At 65.0% G+C, this 17,142-nt stretch carries 14 protein-coding genes; 12 read left to right on the top strand and 2 right to left on the bottom strand.

Annotated features, from left to right (window positions below):
- Window positions 1–37: 37 nt before the first annotated feature.
- Window positions 38–826 carry an acyltransferase gene (locus tag AWX74_RS01445; RefSeq protein WP_278184605.1) on the bottom strand — a complete coding sequence of 263 codons (789 nt, stop codon included), beginning with the start codon at window positions 824–826 and terminating at the stop codon, window positions 38–40.
- Window positions 827–1,084: 258 nt separating this feature from the next.
- Here AWX74_RS01445 and AWX74_RS01440 point away from each other — a divergent pair, with 258 nt between their 5' ends.
- The 6 genes from AWX74_RS01440 to AWX74_RS01415 all read left to right on the top strand — a co-directional run bounded on the left by AWX74_RS01440 (window position 1,085) and on the right by AWX74_RS01415 (window position 7,613).
- Window positions 1,085–1,828: a sugar transferase gene (locus AWX74_RS01440; protein ID WP_091270719.1), complete on the top strand. Its 744-nt coding sequence runs from the start codon at window positions 1,085–1,087 to the stop codon at window positions 1,826–1,828.
- The gene (locus tag AWX74_RS01435; protein ID WP_091270717.1) at window positions 1,825–3,093 is read left to right on the top strand and encodes a DegT/DnrJ/EryC1/StrS family aminotransferase; all 1,269 of its coding nucleotides are present in this window, start codon (window positions 1,825–1,827) and stop codon (window positions 3,091–3,093) included. Before AWX74_RS01440 ends, AWX74_RS01435 begins: the two co-directional genes overlap by 4 nt.
- A gap of 324 nt (window positions 3,094–3,417) precedes the next feature.
- Window positions 3,418–4,425 carry a UDP-glucuronic acid decarboxylase family protein gene (locus tag AWX74_RS01430; RefSeq protein ID WP_091270714.1) on the top strand — a complete coding sequence of 336 codons (1,008 nt, stop codon included), beginning with the start codon at window positions 3,418–3,420 and terminating at the stop codon, window positions 4,423–4,425.
- 709 nt (window positions 4,426–5,134) lie between these two features.
- The gene (locus AWX74_RS01425) at window positions 5,135–6,052 is read left to right on the top strand and encodes a glycosyltransferase family 4 protein (RefSeq protein ID WP_226930719.1); all 918 of its coding nucleotides are present in this window, start codon (window positions 5,135–5,137) and stop codon (window positions 6,050–6,052) included.
- Between the two features lie 66 nt (window positions 6,053–6,118).
- Entirely contained in the window at window positions 6,119–6,901 is a 783-nt protein-coding gene (locus AWX74_RS01420; RefSeq protein ID WP_226930720.1) for an FkbM family methyltransferase, read from the top strand.
- A 352-nt stretch (window positions 6,902–7,253) separates the two neighbouring features.
- The gene (locus tag AWX74_RS01415) at window positions 7,254–7,613 is read left to right on the top strand and encodes a transposase (protein WP_091270706.1); all 360 of its coding nucleotides are present in this window, start codon (window positions 7,254–7,256) and stop codon (window positions 7,611–7,613) included.
- A 331-nt stretch (window positions 7,614–7,944) separates the two neighbouring features.
- Here AWX74_RS01415 and AWX74_RS01410 read toward each other — a convergent pair whose 3' ends face one another.
- On the bottom strand, window positions 7,945–8,862 hold the full coding sequence (locus tag AWX74_RS01410) for a glycosyltransferase family 4 protein (RefSeq protein ID WP_226930721.1): 918 nt from the start codon (window positions 8,860–8,862) through the stop codon (window positions 7,945–7,947).
- Window positions 8,863–10,117: 1,255 nt separating this feature from the next.
- Between AWX74_RS01410 and AWX74_RS01405 the strand changes: the two genes are divergently transcribed.
- The 6 genes from AWX74_RS01405 to AWX74_RS01385 all read left to right on the top strand — a co-directional run bounded on the left by AWX74_RS01405 (window position 10,118) and on the right by AWX74_RS01385 (window position 17,083).
- Window positions 10,118–10,825: an FkbM family methyltransferase gene (locus tag AWX74_RS01405; RefSeq protein WP_226930722.1), complete on the top strand. Its 708-nt coding sequence runs from the start codon at window positions 10,118–10,120 to the stop codon at window positions 10,823–10,825.
- Window positions 10,822–12,189, top strand: a complete 1,368-nt coding sequence (locus AWX74_RS01400) for a lipopolysaccharide biosynthesis protein (protein WP_091270697.1) — start codon at window positions 10,822–10,824, stop codon at window positions 12,187–12,189. The genes AWX74_RS01405 and AWX74_RS01400 overlap by 4 nt, the downstream gene beginning before the upstream one ends.
- Before the next feature lie 29 nt (window positions 12,190–12,218).
- Window positions 12,219–13,229: a CgeB family protein gene (locus tag AWX74_RS01395; RefSeq protein ID WP_242666014.1), complete on the top strand. Its 1,011-nt coding sequence runs from the start codon at window positions 12,219–12,221 to the stop codon at window positions 13,227–13,229.
- Between the two features lie 137 nt (window positions 13,230–13,366).
- Window positions 13,367–14,746: a hypothetical protein gene (locus AWX74_RS39395; RefSeq protein WP_131799380.1), complete on the top strand. Its 1,380-nt coding sequence runs from the start codon at window positions 13,367–13,369 to the stop codon at window positions 14,744–14,746.
- Window positions 14,747–14,970: 224 nt separating this feature from the next.
- A complete protein-coding gene (locus AWX74_RS01390) occupies window positions 14,971–15,861 on the top strand; it encodes a glycosyltransferase family 2 protein (protein ID WP_091270692.1) in 891 nt (296 codons plus the stop codon).
- 580 nt (window positions 15,862–16,441) lie between these two features.
- On the top strand, window positions 16,442–17,083 hold the full coding sequence (locus tag AWX74_RS01385; RefSeq protein WP_193209617.1) for a glycosyltransferase: 642 nt from the start codon (window positions 16,442–16,444) through the stop codon (window positions 17,081–17,083).
- The last annotated feature ends 59 nt before the right edge of the window (window positions 17,084–17,142 follow it).

Raw genomic sequence — 17,142 nt, 5'->3', positions numbered from 1 at the left:
CCGGGTCGGGGTGCTCACGGTGTGAGGTTCTTCCGTGTCACCGAGTCCGGGTGTGGGGCTCTCGCGGAGCCGGCTCGCCCGGGGGGATCGGCTGCACCGCGGAGCGCGGCGCAGGCAGAACGACCGGGGCGGCAGCCGTGGCCGGGACTGCGGCGGCGACATCGGTCCGCTCACCGGCAGGCGCGGCATCGCGGCGAGACGTGTCCAACGGCACCGCTGGCACGCCTCCGACCCTGGCCCCGAGTGGTACGTCTCTGGTCACCACCGCGCCCGCGCCGACCACCGCATCGTCGCCGATGGTCACGCCCCGCAGCACAGTGGCCTTCGCGCCAAGCCAAACGTTGCGCCCGAGCGTCACCGGCGCCGCGGCGAACAGCATCGCGGTGCCCTGGATACCGGGGCCGACCACGTGGTCCTGGTCGCGGACCACGCTCATCTCGGCCAGCAGGCTGCCGGCGCCGACGACCACCCGCTGGCGGGCCACGACCACACAGTGGGCGCCGAGAACGGCCGTGTCGAGGGTGAGGCGCGCTCCGTCGGCGGCCTCGAGCTGGACATTCCGGATGAGGACGGTACGCCGGAGGACCATCGTGCCGCGGGGAGCGCAGCGGATCGTGCAGCCGGGCCCGATGAAGGAGTCGAACCCCACCTGGATTCCGGGCTGCGTCATCCGCACCAGGATGATCCTGCTCCAGGAGGCGACCAGGGCGGCGCAGCGGGAGCCGCGCTGGATGAGGCGCGCGTAGCCGGCCGCGAGGCCGGCGGTGGGTGCGGCATCCGATGCCGCCCTCGCGCGGAAAAGTCGGGCTCGGTGCAATGTTCTCATCCCCTCCGCACGGCCGGTGCCGCGTCCCCAGGACGGTTGCCACTACGTGTGGTGATTCAAAGTGACTCACCGTTAGAGTACAGCGGCCCCTTGACGTAACAATGATCTTACTCATAGTAAGTTTCGCATGTGGACATGACTACGGTCGCGATACCTCGGCAGCGCTCAGCGCCTCCTCCGGCGTCGCCGGCGGACCTGGCCACGCAGCCCTCCGCCGGATGGTCCTCCCCATCCGTCGAGCAGGTGCCCCTTCCAGGCGTGAAACGGGCAGTCGACATCGTTGGATCCCTGGCGGGCCTCGCTGTGGCCATGCCTGTGCTGACCTTCGCCGCGGCTGCCATCAAGGTGGACGACGGCGGCCCGGTGCTGTTCAGGCAGGAGCGAGTCGGCGTCGCCGGTGAACCGTTCACGATGCTCAAACTGCGGACGATGACGGTAGGAACCGAGCAAGCCGGACTCGGGCTGCTGGCCGGGCGAAACGACCCGAGGACAACCAGAGTCGGGCGCGTGCTCCGCCGGGCGAGCATCGACGAGCTGCCCCAGCTGTTCAACGTGCTGGCTGGGCAGATGAGCCTGGTCGGGCCCCGGCCGACGGTACGAAGCCAGGTGGATCGATACTCCGCCAGACAGATGGGCCGGCTCCGGGCGCACCCGGGAATCGCCGGCTGGGCCCAGGTCAACGGCCGGAACCAGATCTGCTGGGATCGCCGGATCGAACTGGACCTGTGGTACATCGACAACTGGAGCCTGCGTCTCGACCTCGTCATCCTCTGGCGTGCCCTGTTGACGGCGGTGGCTGGTGCCGGCACCTACGGCGCCGACGGCGTCACCCAGGACTTCGGGAGCTGCCAGGGCGAGGGCGGATGCCGCTGCGGGCAAGCGGCCGGATCGCATCCTCGCCGGCGTCGCGGCCACCCGCGCACCGTTGCGCCCCTGAGCGCTGACCGGACCGGAGACGGCCAGCACCCACCGCCGCGTGTGCTGGCCGGAGGCGTCGCATGACCGAGTCCATGCCCACCGGCCTGACCCCGGTGCGACTGCGAGCCCAGACCGTCGCGCCCCGGGAAGAATCCGCGGTGCGCGGCACCTGGCCTGTCTTCGGCCATGCCGAGGTCGCCGCCGCCGTCGAGGTGCTCGGCAGCGGCGCGGTGAACTACTGGACCGGCACTCAGGGCCGTCGATTCGAGGAGGAGTTCGCGGCAGCGGTCGGCTGCGAGTACGGCGTGGCTGTGGCGAACGGAACGATGGCGCTCGAGATCGCACTACGGGTCCTCGGCGTCGGTCCGGGCGACGAGGTGATCGTGCCGAGTCGAACCTTCATCGCGTCCGCGAGCTGTGTCGTCGCGCTCGGCGCCCGACCTGTCGTGGTCGACGTGGACCCCGACTCCCAGAACCTCACCGCGCAGACCGTACTGGCCGGAATCACAGCGCGGACCAAGGCCGTCGTCGCGGTGCATCTCGCCGGATGGCCGGTCGAGATGGCGGGCCTGCTCGAGCTCGCGCGCGAGTACGGCATCGCAGTAGTCGAGGACTGCGCGCAGGCGCACGGTGCGCGGTTGCACGGACGCCCTGTCGGCTCCTGGGGCGATGTGGCCGCCTGGTCCTTCTGCCAGGACAAGATCCTCACCACGGCCGGCGAAGGGGGAATGATCACGACAAATGATCCCGCACTGCATCAGGCGGCGTGGTCCTACAAAGATCACGGCAAGAGCTGGAAAAAGGCGCATCAGCCCGCCACTGGCACGGGATATCGCTGGGTACATGACTCGTTCGGCACCAACGCCCGGATGCACGAGATAGCGGCCGCCGTCGGGCGGGCCGCCCTGCCGCGGTTGCCTGCCGACCTCGCGGCGCGCCGTCGGAACGCTGCTGTCCTCACCGCGCGGCTTGCCGGGCTGCCCGTCCTGCGTACGACCACACCACCGCCGTGGGTCGAACACGCCTATTACCGCTGGTACGGGTTCATCCGGCCGGAGCGGCTGCGCGACGGCTGGGATCGGGGCCGAATCCTGGCTACCCTCGTCGCCGCCGGAGTCCCGTGCAGCGTCGGGAGCTGCGGTGAGGTCTACCGCGAAGCGGCCTTCCCCGCCGCGTGGAGACCTGCCCATGCGCTGCCGACCGCCGCCGAACTGGCCCGGACATCATTGGCGTTCCTCGTCCATCCGACTCTCGAGTCCGCCGACATGCACCACTGGGCGGACCTCATCACCCACGTGTTGTCCGAGGCGAGCATCGGGCGGTTGGAGCCGCCCTACCTGCCGGAATGAGGCGTTACACGGCATGGGCACGTCAAACCGTCGGCGCGCTGGCGGCCACCCCGCGGTTCAGCTAGGCAAGGCGGGCGGAGAGGGCGGCGCGGCATATTTCGGCCGGTGAAAACGTGCAGTGCGATGTCGTGGATTCACAGTGGCGTCGCAGCTATTGTCGGACGCGGCTTCCGGTAACTCGGGCGCTTCTCTCCGTTTCTGCTGACCGATCCGGCATTCCGCCCAGGATCAGGCGGCCACGGTGGCGTCACCGACCAGGGATCGGCACACGGCAGCCAGTTGGTGCACGATCACCACTCGGTGAGAAAGGGAAGGGGTACTCCCATGCGTGTCGTTGTTACCGGAGGTGCCGGATTTGTCGGCAGTCATCTGTGTGACCGCCTGCTCGAACTGGGCGATGCGGTGGTGTGTCTGGACAGCCTCCTGACCGGGAAAATGGCAAACATCGCGCACCTTGTGGATCATCCCCACTTCGACTTTCGCTGTGAGGACATTACTGCGGCGATCGACGTGCCCGGCCCGGTCGACGCCGTTCTCCACTTCGCCTCGCCGGCATCTCCCGTCGACTACCAAAGGTTTCCCTTGGAAACGCTTAAGGTGGGTGCTCTCGGCACGCTCAACGCCCTTGAGGCCGCCGGTCGCAAAGGTGCCCGGTTCATCCTGGCCTCGACCTCCGAGGTCTACGGCGACCCGCAGGTGCATCCACAGCCGGAGGAGTACTGGGGCAACGTGAATCCGATCGGTCCGCGCAGCATGTATGACGAGGCGAAAAGATACGCCGAGGCGCTTGTTTCGGCGTATAGGGTGGCCCAGGACCTGGATACCGCGATAGTCCGGATCTTCAACACCTACGGCCCGCGGATGCGTCCGGACGACGGCCGGGCGATTCCGACCTTCGTCACCCAGGCCCTGACCGGGCAGGCGCTGACGGTCACCGGCGACGGAACGCAGACACGGTCAGTCTGCTATGTCGACGATCTGGTGGAAGGCGTGATACGGGTCCTGGCCGGCACCATGGCCGGACCACTGAACATCGGAAATCCCCACGAGATGAGCATTCTGGACCTGGCCCGTCTCGTTATCGAGGTATGCGGTGTGGATCTTCCGATCACCTTCACGCCCCGCCCAGGTGACGATCCGTTGATCCGTCGGCCAGACATCACGCGGGCTCGCGCGGAGCTGGGCTGGGCACCCGTTGTGGACATTCGGGATGGCCTTGGCCGGACCATCGACTGGTTCCGAGCCGAACTCTCCGAGCAGCGGGCCGAGGCCGCGCACATGCCCCACCCGCGGAGAAGTCTCGATCAGCCTGCGTCGTCGCCGCAGTCGTAACGGCGGACCTGCTGACTGTCCGGGGCAGGACTGGCTGAGGATTTGTCGTGATGCTGCGTCCGGTGCCCCATGGACCAAGATTTGCGGCGTGCCGGCTGCAATATACTGCTGGCGGGAATTTTGCCGGTGCGCTGGCGACATGACAACCACGGAGTTTGACTTCTGTCGGGCTGGCCGTCACGATTTCGCCATCTGCCGCCGCATGCGGCTGGATCCAGCGATACGAGGATCTCCGTGGTGAGTGTGATTCTGCGGCCATACCGGCCGAGGTCCGCTTTCCAGGAAGGTCGGGGGGACTAGGAGGATACGTCGAACAATGTTGCGTCCCCACGATCCGCCGAGAGTTGCGGTCGTCGTCTCGCACCCGATCCAGCATTTCGCGCCCTTTTATCGGGCGCTGGCCGGACGGTGCGTCGACCTACGGGTCATGTTCATGTCCCGGGCAGGACTCGACAGCTACCATGACGACGGGTTCGGAATCACTGTTCAGTGGGATTCGACGATCACATCCGGGTACCCACACGAGTTCGTTGCGGATCTTGATCCGGGGATTGACTGGCGCTCTCCAAATCGTTGCCGGAAGGCTGCCCGGCAACTCCTGCGGCGGCTCGATGAATTCCGTCCGGAATGTGTCCTCGTCCACGGGTACATGCATGCGTATGCCCTCGCGGCGATCGCGTGGTGTCGTTTGCGTGGAGTACCAGCCCTCATGTACAGCGACAGCGAGCTGCTCGGCCCACGGAGACTTCCGGTACGGGCCGCGAAGCGGCTCGCGTTGCCACCCTTGCTCCGGCTGTTCCGCGGATTCGCCACTATCGGTGACAACAACGAGGCCTACCTTGCACACTATGGTGTGCCGCGGAACAGGATGTTCCGGACCCCATACCCGACCGACGAGGAAAGCTTCCGGACCGCGCTGTTCAGACGGGCGGAACACCGGGCCGCCGTGCGCGCCGAACTGGCTATCGACGATGACGCGTTCGTAGCTCTTTTCGTCGGCAAGCTGGTGCAGCGCAAGCGCCCACTGGACATCGCGGGCGCGCTGCGCGTCATCGCGGCGGGCTCACCCGCGACCGCGCGCGTCACGCCGGACTGGGCGCGTTCACAGGTTCCAGTGCATTCAGTGGGTACGGCTGCTCCGGTGAGGTCGGCCGGAGCGGGCGGCACTCCGATTGTTGCGGTGCTGGCGGGCGACGGGGAACTGCGGCCGCACCTGGAGGCGGCCGCGACGGAGCTGGACGGCGCCCTGCGGCTCGTCGGATTCGCCGACCAGGAACGTTTGCCGAAGCTTTATGCGGCCGCGGATGTCTGCCTGCACCCAGCCGAACAGGATGCGCATCCGCTGGCAATCAAGGAGGCGGTGCTGTGCGGCCTCCCGGTTATCACCACGGACAGGGTGGGCTCGGTCGGAGCGACCGACGACGTCCGGTCTGGACGAAACGGCGTCGTCTATCCGGTTGGGGACGTCCAGCACCTCGCCCGAATCCTCGACGATCTGAGCAGGAGACCAGAAGACCTGAAAAGAATGTCCAAGGAATCCACAAATATTGCCTCGGAGATCGGCATCGATGCGACCGTGGAAGGATTCGTCCGGGCGTTTTCATCGGTGAGCAGTGCGCAGATCTGATATCTCGACAGGTGCACCTTCACTCAATGCGCCGGTGTTGCCGGTCGACAGGGGAGACTGGAGTCAATGGCATCGAACTACCTGACCGCGACACCTCGAGTAAAGATCAAGGTGGCGCGTGTGCTAACCAGGCCGACGATGGGGCACATCGTCTCGGTCGCGACTCGGAACAGGATACGCAATCACGGTCTGTTGTTCGATGTGAGTGATCCAGAATTCACGCCACAGGTCCGTGCGGAGATGTTTTGGAGAACATACGAGAGCGCAGAGATACGCATGATCCGCCGCCATCTCCAGGATGCGCGGACTGTGGTTGAGCTCGGTTCCAGCCTTGGGATCACCACCGCGCACATCGCATCCGTGCTGGGCACAGGTGGGCGGTTGGTGTGCCTTGAGGCAAACCCGCATCTCGTCGACGGTCTACGTCGGCGTGCGATTCGCTACCGGCACGATATCGCGCTTGAGGTCGAAAACGCGGCAGTGACCGAACGGACCGGGCCCGTGCCGTTCCAACTCGCGGCGAGCGCCCAGTGCTCGCGTGTGGCGGATAACGATAACGGGCTCAGTGGCGGCGAGATCACCGTTCCGTCCACAACGCTGCGGGAGATCCTGGCCAGACATCGGATCGACGATTTCGACCTCGTCTCGGACATCGAGGGTGGCGAGGCGTCCTATCTGCTGGGTGACCCCGGCTCGCTGGAGGGATGCCGGCGAGCGGTGATCGAGTTGCATGAGACCAGCTTCGGCGGGAAAGTCGTGGCCCCGACGGACCTTATCGACGCGGCTCGGATGGCAGGGCTGAGGGTGGTGGAACGGCATGGACCGGTGGTGGCTCTCGTCCGAGGATAGCCGGCCGCGCACCGGGGTTCCCAGTGGTGGCGTTGACGCGTCCATGTATGAGAAAGCGCTGGTGAGTTCCTTCGTGACCAGGCGTGTGCACGCTGCTCTTCGCCCGGTGGTCACGGGCCGCGGAATCCTCACGTACGGGATGACAGGAGCCCGGTGACGAGAGATCGTCATGCCGGGAGCCGGGGTAGCCCCGGGGGTGAGATCCCCCGGCTACCCGACGTTAACTGGATATATTCTTTCCCGTGGAAACGCGTGATTGGGAGCGGCTTGTCTTCTCCATTTTGTCAACATCCAACGCAGTTTAGAGCGTGTCTCGCGTGGGTGTAGTGGATCTTCTTGCATGATCTGAGGGGTGAGTGACCGCCTTGCCCTGCGGCTGGTACCGGACGAGCTCTGGGAGCTCGTGGAGCCTCTGTTGCCCCCCTTCACGCCGCGTCCGCAGGGCGGGGGGACGGCTCCGGCGGAGGAGCGGGCGGTGCTCACGGCGGTGGTGTACGTGCTGACGTCGGGCTGTGCGTGGCGGGATCTGCCGCCGTCGTTCGGCGTGAGTGTGCCGACGGCGCATCGTCGGTTCCAGGCCTGGACCCGGGCCGGGTTGTGGCCCCGGCTGCATCGGGCGGTGCTTGACCGGCACGGTGCCGCCGGGAACGTGGACTGGGCCTCGGCGATCGTGGACTCCGCGAGCGTGCGGGCGAAGAAGGGGGCTCGCTGACTGGTCCGAGTCCGGTTGACCGGGGCAAGGCCGGCTGGAAGCTGCATGTGCTCACCGACGCCGCCGGTCTCCCGCTGGTCGCCGGTGTCTCCGGCGAACCTTCACGACGGCCACGCCCTGACCCCGCTGGTCACCGGGATCCCCGCGGTCCGTTCCCGGCGCGGGCCGCGGGCCGCTGTCACCGACGGCCGGTGACGACCGTCGGTGACAGCGGCAGCCAGCTGATCGAGAACGGGGGCAGGCAGTGTTCCCGGTACGGCGGGCACGGCACGGTTCCCGGTACGGCGGGCACGGCACGTCGGGTCGATCACGATGGCGTACTGAGCTGGTATCAGCTTCGGACGCTACTCTCGAGCAGGTGTTCGGCGGCCGTGCGCTGCTTGGGGAAATCGGGGTCTTGACTGTCTGCCGGCGGAGCTCCGATAAGCGCGGTGATGACTCTTCGGGCGTATTCGCCGGGATCAGTTGTGGCCGCCGCGAGTTCGGCTGCGCGGCTGCTCATCCGAGCAAGGCGAGACCTGTTGGTGAGCAGGTCCAGCAGTACGGCAGCCAGGGCCTCACTGGATTCGTTTGCAGGCGTCAGCCCCGTCAGCCCGTCGTGATACGCATCGTATGATCCGCCGGATGCGGGACCGACTACCGGACATCCCGCGAGCTGGGCCTCGAGCAGCACGATTCCGTAGCCCTCGCCGGTGCTCGGAGGTCTGGTGCGAGTGCACAGCGCGAAAAGATCGGCCTCGCCATACAGGCTGGCAAGGAAATGGTCATCGGGGTTCTCATGCAGTTCCAGCTCCGGATGAGCCGAGGCGAAGTCCCGCAGTGCCTTCGGTTGCGGACCGTGGCCCGCGACAACAAGCCGAACCGGCCCCGTGCGCTGTCTGATTGCCGCCAGTGCCTCGGCCAGGACGGGCAGGCCCTTGTCTTCCCAGGCTGGCAGTCGGAACACACTCAGCACTGTTGGGACGGCGGCCGGTGCCCTTCGCTGCTGGCCCTCCTTGATGAGCGTTGTGCGCCAGGCGGGCGCGATACCCGGCGGGAGAATCGGCGCGAGCCCGAGCGTTGACAACGCCCCGGCGCTGTAGGAACTGACGGTGATAGGAGAAAGGGTGGAGCTCCGAGAGACCATGGCACGATATGACCGCCCCAGCTCCCAGATGTCGTTGCCGTGAAATACGATCGGGGCCGTCCTGGCGCCCACGATTTTCGCGACCACAGCTGCCAGTGGGATCATGTTGCGATGGCCGGTCATCACGCAGTCCATCCGTCCCAGTCGCAGGCCGGTGCGTATCACTCGGAGAACGAAGCGGACTCTGTGGGCTGCGGTGAGGCTCTGCCCCGGGCGAAGCATATCGATCCGGTGCACCTCGACTCCGCCGGCTCGGAGGCATTCCTCCACGGTCGCCAGGTACCGCTCGATGCCGCCGCCGAGACCTTGGGATGGCGCGAGGAGTAGAAGTCGGCTGGGACTCTGGGTCGGCTCTCTCGTCGCGACCGTGCGGCGAAAGGAATATCGAAACATGCCTGTGATCCTACTGATCGAGCATTCCGGGATGAATTCTCGGGCTGGGTCGGCGAGTCGTCGATCTCAATGGGTCTATCGACCGATAGAGGCCGGCGGGTGCGGGTTGGGATTCGCGCGTCGGGCTCCGCGCCCGCCAAACCGGGACATTCGAGGTCATGGGCAGTTTCGGGGCGATTGCTCAGGGCGGCTGTGTTTCTATCGGTGGCGGTCCTGGTGCCTGCCTTGCTCCGTTCCAGCGAGGAAACCGACGGAATCCCGTTCTCCTGATCGAGCAGGTGGTGGCCACCCGTGATCCGCCGGCAGAGCCTCGCTAACGAGCGGGTCAGTGTGGCGCCATGCTGGTCCCGTGTCCCTTGGCGTCGAGGTACCTCGCACTGCCGCTGCGACGAAGCTGCGAGCCTCGTGCGCGGGCGAGGTCACCCCTCCCCAGTGCCATCCTCTGCCAGACTCGTATCGCATTCCGGGTCGAGCCGGTTGCGTGGTCGCCCTGTGGTGGCGGGGATCCTACCCTGAACCGCACCGACAACAGCGCGCGCGAGGCGGGCGCGACTCCTGCCTTGCCTGGGGATCCGGCTCCCGGCTCCCTGTCCGCCGACGCGGGCCTGCCGGGTACGTTTATGCCTCCCTGTTCGCCGCAGTCGCGACATGTGGCAATTCTTCTGTCTTTCTGAAGCACCCGGCGAACAGGTGATCGACATTGCGCGACACAGGTCGGATCCGCTACATCGAACGGTTGGCGTGGTAAAAAGGCCGCGTGTCTGACGAGGGCTTGAAGATCTCATCTGATGTAGACCTTCGTACGAGTGGTCCGATGCGCTGGCGGGCGGCTACCCGGCTTGGCGCGTGGCTACCAGAAATGAGGGGCCGGGACCGGCTGACGTCTCTGGTGCGGGGGCGAAGCGGGCAGTACACAGGGCCATTGTCTGGCCGGCTGGCAAATGGCATGACATTCGCGCTGGACAACTGCCGAGATGGGTCGGTCATGTCCCTTGCATCGCTGGCCTACCGACCACCGGCCCTTGAACCGGTCTTTTCGGCCATTCTCGAGCCCGGCGACTGCTGCTACGACGTCGGTGCGAACATCGGCATCTACACCCTGTGGGCGGCCGGGCTCGTGGCCGGTCACGGAGAGGTTCACGCCTTCGAACCGGTGGACGGGACACGAGCGATACTCGCGGCACTCGTCGAACAGAACCAGCTGCAGAATGTGCGTATTTCGCCCTCCGCTGTCGGCGCCAGCGTGGGAAATATCGGCATGAGAATACACCGGAACGCCTCCGGGCTCGCCCACCCGGTGACCGACGGCAGTCAGCCTGATGTCAGCGTGCCACTGACCACCCTGAACGCCTACGCCGCCACCCGCCGGCCACCCGTGTTGGTGAAGATCGATGTTGAGGGCTTCGAGCTGGACGTCCTGCAGGGCGCGTCGGATCTCCTCTCGACAGCGCGCCCGGCCTTGCTGCTGGAGCTTCTGCCAGCCCATCTCGAGCGACGTGGGATGACAGCGGCCGCCATCGTCGACAACCTCGCCAGCCTCGGCTACCGGATTATGAACCTGAGTCCGCATGGGCTGTCCGGCCAGGGCAGGTTCTCGTCCAATGTTCTTGCGTTGACGCCGAAATGGGAACGTTTTGACCACGTCGTGTCGCAGCTGAAGCGGGTGCGTTTTCCTAGAAACCAGACAACGTGACAGGGAAACGGCGCCGCCGTCGAGGTGCAGATGGTGGATATTTCAGGGCGGTTCGGTCGACGGCGGGCAGCAGCATCCTCATAACCCTCTTCGGACTCGTCAGCGGACTCTTTCTGGCACGCGTCCTGGGAGCGTCTGGACGAGGCACCTACGCGGCGATCGTCGCCTATACGATGACGGCCGCCACGATCTGCGAAGGAGGAATCACCGCCGCGATCTGCTACTTCGTTGCGAAAAACCCGTCCCAGGGTCGGGATGTCGTGAAAACCGGAGCCCTGATTCTCTTCGTGAGCGGTCTGGCAGTGGGTGTCGCCGGGATACTCGCCGCTCCGTGGATCACGACCGAGGCGGTCGACGCGTTCCGCATGGCCTTCATAGCCCAGCCGCTGATCTTTGCCGGTGCGTGCTGGGTATTCGCGCTACAGGCGACAAGCATCTCGGCCTGGAACCTGGTGCGCGTGATGCAGCCGGCCGCTTACTGCATATTGATCTTTCTGGTCGTTTTGGGGACAACGCTCACGGTCACGTGGGCCGTATGGTGCCTGACCGCGTCGATCGCCCTACAGGCCCTGCTCGCGGCGATACTCGGTGGCCGGACGCTGCCGGGGCGAGGCCGCGTACGCCGTGACGTCGGCGTGGAGCTTGCTCGCTACGGCTCCGCCACCACACTGTCGAGCATTCCACTCGCTTTGGCATCGAGGCTCGACGTCCTGTTGCTGGCAGTCCTGGTGGAGCCGGCGCAGCTCGGTCGCTACACAGTCGCAAACTCGATAATTATCGTGGGTATTCCGCTCTGCTCGGCGTTCGGCCTCGTCGCGATGCCCCGCCTGGCCGCATATAGGTCGAGCGAGGCCACCGAGGTGTCGCGCAGGAGCAGTATTCTGCGGATAACCTTCGCTGCGGTGTCCGCGAGCCTACTGAGTGGGACCCTGATCGTCATTGCTGTCAGCGCCGCGGCTCCATTCTTTCTCGTGGCACTGCTGGGTGAGCAGTTCCGAGGCGGCGTCGACCTCCTCTGGATCATGGCCGGCGGTGTCGCGCTCATCGGCTGCAACCGCACGATGCACGAGATCCTCCGCGGCCTGGGCGAGAACATTGCGGTGGCACGGTGTGAGCTCATTGACCTGGTTGCCAAGTTCGCACTCGTGGTGGCATTGACCCCGACTATGGGGATCTATGGCGCGGCAATCGCCTCCAGCGTCGCCAGCGGAATCACCTTTATCCTGCTGCTCCGTTCGGTGCTGGGAGTCCTCGACATACCACTGAACACCGTTCTGATGAGATCGAGGCAGCTGATTTCCATGCGGCGCGGGCCGTTCATGCGGAAGGCCGCCACAAGTACCGGAAGAGGAAGCGCCGTATGACTCGAGTGGGAAACGTAGAGGAAGCCCCCGTGGTGACCGACGATCGAGTCTCCGGCGGCCGGGAACGTGTAGGAGTGGTCGGCCCGCTTGGATTCGACAGCTTCGCTGAGAACATCGTGGAGTGTCTTCCCGACATCGGCGTCCAGCCGATTTCTCTCGGACCTGCGGTTCCAACGCCGAACGGCTGGGCCGGCAGGCCGGTTCTTGCTCTGCGCAGTGCGCTCGACAGGATTGACGTAGCCTATCAGAGACAGATCGTGGAGCGTGCAGAACGCGAGGGCGTGAGCGCAGTGATAGCGATCTCGGCGCTTCTCCCGCAGACAGTGCGGAGCCTCAGGAGGCTCGGCATCCGCGTGTGCCTGTGGTTTCCTGACTGTGTCGCCAACCTGGGGCGCCAGCAGTTTCTGCTGGGCGACTACGACGCCCTCTTCTTCAAGGACCCCCTGCTGACGACCAGACTGGTCGACGTCCTCGGCCTTCCGGCGCATTATCTACCGGAGGCTTGCAATCCGGCCCGGCACCGGCCACCTGGCTCCGTGGAGGAGAAACCTTATGTAGTGTTCGCCGGCAATATGTACCCCAGCCGCGCCCGGCTGATAACAGAGCTGATCCGTTACGGGGTCGAAGTCCAGATCTACGGCCCGCCGATTCCAAGATGGCTTCGGGACGAGCGACTTGTCAGGAGGCACACGGGTCGCTACGTGGCAGGGGTCGAGAAGGCAAAGGTCTTCCGCGAGGCACTCGCGGTCGTGAACGCCCTGCATCCGGCGGAGATGACCAGTGTCAACTGCCGCCTGTTCGAGGCTGCGGCGTGCGGTGCCGTTGTCCTGTGCGAGCGTCGACCTCCGCTGGAGAGTCTGTATGAAGAGGATCGGGAGGTTCTTGGGTTCACGACCTTCGAAGAACTGATAGGTCGCATCAAGTGGTGCACAGGCGATCGACCTGCAGCACGTTCTATCGGTGATGCCGCGACAGTTCGAAGCCATCGGGATCACACCTACCAGGCCCGTCTCACGCAGCTACTGGAAATCTTGTGGTGACCCCAGTCGGGACGCTGCCGCAGGGACATCGCTCGTCACCGGTATTGGCCGCCATCCCCGTGGCCTGGGCTCCGTTGGCGGCTGCGAGTTTGGTGCTGTGGTCAGTAGAAGGGCTGTGGAGTCTCTCCGAGAACTCCATGATCACCCTGCGGTCGGTCGCGCTGACGCTGGAATGCATCAGCGCGATCATGCTGGTCGGCGCGCGCTGCGGCCGAAGCGGCGGTCTCGGCCAGATTCGCCTTGGGCCCTGGTATCTGGCATGGACCGGCCTGGTCCTTGGTCTGTTGACGACGACATGGACAGCTCCGCAGGTGGGCCTGGTCGCCCAGATCGACCGAGCGAGCGTGCTCGAGGCCCTCAAGGTCGTCAGCCTTGCCGTCGCGATCTGGACGGCCGGATATCTACTGACTCTGGGGCGTGCGGCGACGGCCGTGGCACGGAAGTTCGGCAGGCTTGCGGCGCCAGGTTCCCATTTCCGTCTGCGCTCACCCGCGGTTCCATGGATCCTGGCGTCCGCTGCCACGGGAGCCAGGCTTCTTCTGCTGGCGCTCGGCCAGTACGGGTACCTGGGCGACGTCTCCACGCGTGTCAGTGCTTCGAGCGCCTTCGCCTATCCCCTGTCAGTAGCAGCCAACCTCGGCGTGGCCGCTCTGATGATTGCGACGGTCGATCTGGGCCGCCACGGTGGCGCCCGGCGTCGCGCGTGTGTGGCCACGCTCGCCCTCATCGAAATAGCGTTCGCGTTGATCAGCGGTATGAAAGGCCAGTTCGTAATAACCATCGCGAGCGCCTGCGTCGCCTATGTTGCGGTGCGCAGGCGCCTCCCGGTTCGAGTACTTGGCTCGGCCGCACTGGTGTTTGTCTTTGTGGTGATCCCGTTCAATGCGGCATACCGGGATCTGGTCCGCGGTCATGACTCGCACCTCGGGACAGGCGCCGCACTGAGTTCAGCACCAGATCTACTGTCCAGTACAGTCAGTGACCGAGGGTCGGGTTCCGCCGAGTCGAATGGTACCACCAAGTACCTGTCTGGACGTCTGCGTGGAATAGACAGCATTGCGATTGTTGTTCAGCGTACACCGGCTATCGTTCCTGAGCGCGACCCGAGGGAACTCGTGCTGGCACCGATACTGACAGTCATACCGCGAGCACTGTGGCCTACTAAACCGATAGCAGTTAATGGATACACCTTCAATCAGGACTACTATGGCGCCGACCCGAGCCTGTATACGGCCGCCGCGGTTTCGCCGATAGCTGATCTCTATCGTTACGGCGGACTTCTGGTGGTTGCGGCTGGGATGTTCCTTCTCGGAGGCTTCTGCAGGATAGTCGACGATGTGCTGCACCCATTTTCGGATCCTCGATATGTGGTGATCTTCGTCCCGATTGTACTGCTTTTTGTCACGCACGAGCGAACTTACTCCGATATCATCGCAAACTTTCCGCTCCAGTTCGGCGTGTCTCTTGTCGTCTGTCGTTTCGCCTTCCGTGGGGTGGAGAGAGTATCTAACCCATAGTCGACGGCGTGGTTTCGGTGGCCCGGTCTGGCTCCCGAATCGATGCGTTGCCTTCCTGTCCGGCCACCCGGATGCACGATGAGAGGAGCGAGATCTCGGCGGGCGGCGCATCCGGTAATCCAGTGACCAACTGGGCGGATCGCCCGCCGCTGATCCGATGTCGCTGGTGTCGGCAGTCGAACTGTTTCGCGGAGCGAGCCGTCCTTCAATCCGGAGAGCCAGTCATGAATGTTGTCGCAGTTATCGTTCACTGGGGCGCGGTTGAGCCGACGATCAGGCTCACGCAGCAGCTCGATGAGATTTCTCTGTTTTCCGGCGTCATCGTGGTGGCGAACGATGGAAAACCGCGGCCATCGTCTTTTGGATCCAAATTTACGTGGCTTGTTCCGGATTCGAATCGCGGCTTCGGCGGCGGCTTTATGGCCGGGTACGAGGTGGCGCCCGATGCCGACGTCTATCTTCTGCTGAACAACGACGTCCAGCTTACCGAAACTACGGTGCGAGAATGTCTCGAGGTCTTCTCGGATCCGCAGGTGGGAATTGTTGGGCCGACTCAGGTGAACGTTGACGGGATTCATACCGGATGTGGCCGGATGACTCCGCTGGTGACGATTCCAAAAAAGCGGAGAGTTCCGTCGACACAAAATGACGAAGTGGATTGGATAAACGGCGCGATGATGTTTATCAAGGGTGATTCACTTCGTCGCGTCCCAATGCCGGTGAAATATTTCCTGGGATATGAGGACACTGATTACTGCTATCGGGTCAGAGCTGCCGGCTGGCGGATTGTAGTCAGTCCGGCTCAGGCCTGGCACAGTGGCGGTGGAACGCTTCCCAAAGCTGGATTCTCCTACTATCTGACCCGGAACAGAATCTGGTTTGCCCGGACGCATCGAAGTGCCTCGACGGTGGCCCTGGTCACAGCCTGGAGTGCCTTGGCTGTAGCGCCTCGCGCCGCTCTCAAGGAGACAGTTTCAGGACAGTCGCGCGGACTTTTCCGGATGATTGTTCATGGAATCAGAGACGGGGTCGCGGAACAGCCTAAATTGGACGAACTGATGTCGAACGAGCCTCGCCCGAGCCTCTGGGGCTCCTGGGCCGGCGCTGGGACATGACGCAGATCACGTTGTGAGCTCTGGTGGTGGCGGGGGCGCGACTGGTGCCTCTTGGCGCTCGTCGGGGAGGCGGCGACACGGTGTCGCCGTCCCCCTGTTCGGGGTGAATTCTCTGAAATGTCTCCGAATATAGTCCGAACTAGTTCTGGGTCAGGCGACGGTGACGCGGCGAAGCGGAAGCAGCTCCTGGCTGGCGGGCCGTGATCCGGCGTTCCCAGTGGTCTGACGGGAAGGCGATCCTATGACGACAGTGATCGATTGCGCGGGAGCCCGGATCGGCGGAGCGAAGCGGTTGCTGAACGAGTTGGACCGGTACCTGGTCGGTTCGACTGAGGCCGACCTCCATGTGATCGGGCGCGATCGTGCACTGACGCCGTACTGGCTGATACGACGTGAGGCGGTTGTCCGGCGCCCCAGGCGGTCGGTCGCGATGAACAATGTCAGTTTTCTGGCAGGCGGGGAGCACCGGACAGTCGTCGTCCACAACGCGCTACACTTCCTGACCTCAGCCGAGACAATGGCATTCGGTCGGCGGCTTCCTCCATCCGTTCATGCCCAGGCACAGGTCGTGCGGCGGGCGTTGCTGCGGGCCGACGTCGTCATCGTTCCGGCGCAGAGCATGGCCGAGCGTGTGACCCGTGTGGTTCCTAGCGCCCGGGAGCGCCTGGCTGTTCTGCACAATCCGGTTTCGGTGCCGCGGGCGCGGTGTAGTCCTCCCGCTTCTCCCCGCTTCGTATGCCCGATCGTCCCGGGTCCCTACAAAATGCTCGAAGAACGGCTGACCGTGGCCCTGGAGGCGGCCGATATCCTGGCCGCTCCACCGCACCGCGTCGACATCGCGATCGATGTGACGGCCACACCAGCCGCTTTCCGGCGACATGCTGTGGTGAGCCATCCTCGCATCAACTTCCTCGGTGCCCTGACCCCCACGCAGGTCGAGGACCTGGTGCGCGGCTGCTCGGCGATCCTTTACCCGACCGAGCTCGAGTCCTTCGGGTATCCGCTGGCCGAGGGACGTGCCATGGGCGTGCCTGTGGTGGGACTCGATACCCCACACAACCGTGAGGTCGCTGGTCCGGCCCTGGTCCCCTACGCGCGCCAGGTTGCCCATGAGGTCGCCGCGGCGATGTTCGCGGCACTGGCGGCGGCCCCGGCGGCCGATCCGGCCCCGTTCGACCCGGGTCGCTACTTCGCGCGCCTCCTGCAGAGGCCGCACCGATGACCGCTCCGGGAAGGACGGGACCCCAGAGCTCGGAGCGGGCCGGTCGACGCGTTACCCGG

Origin of the sequence: Parafrankia irregularis (genome assembly GCF_001536285.1) — a bacterium.
Taxonomy (GTDB): Bacteria; Actinomycetota; Actinomycetes; order Frankiales; family Frankiaceae; genus Parafrankia; species Parafrankia irregularis.
This window is presented reverse-complemented; position numbering and strand designations above follow the sequence as displayed.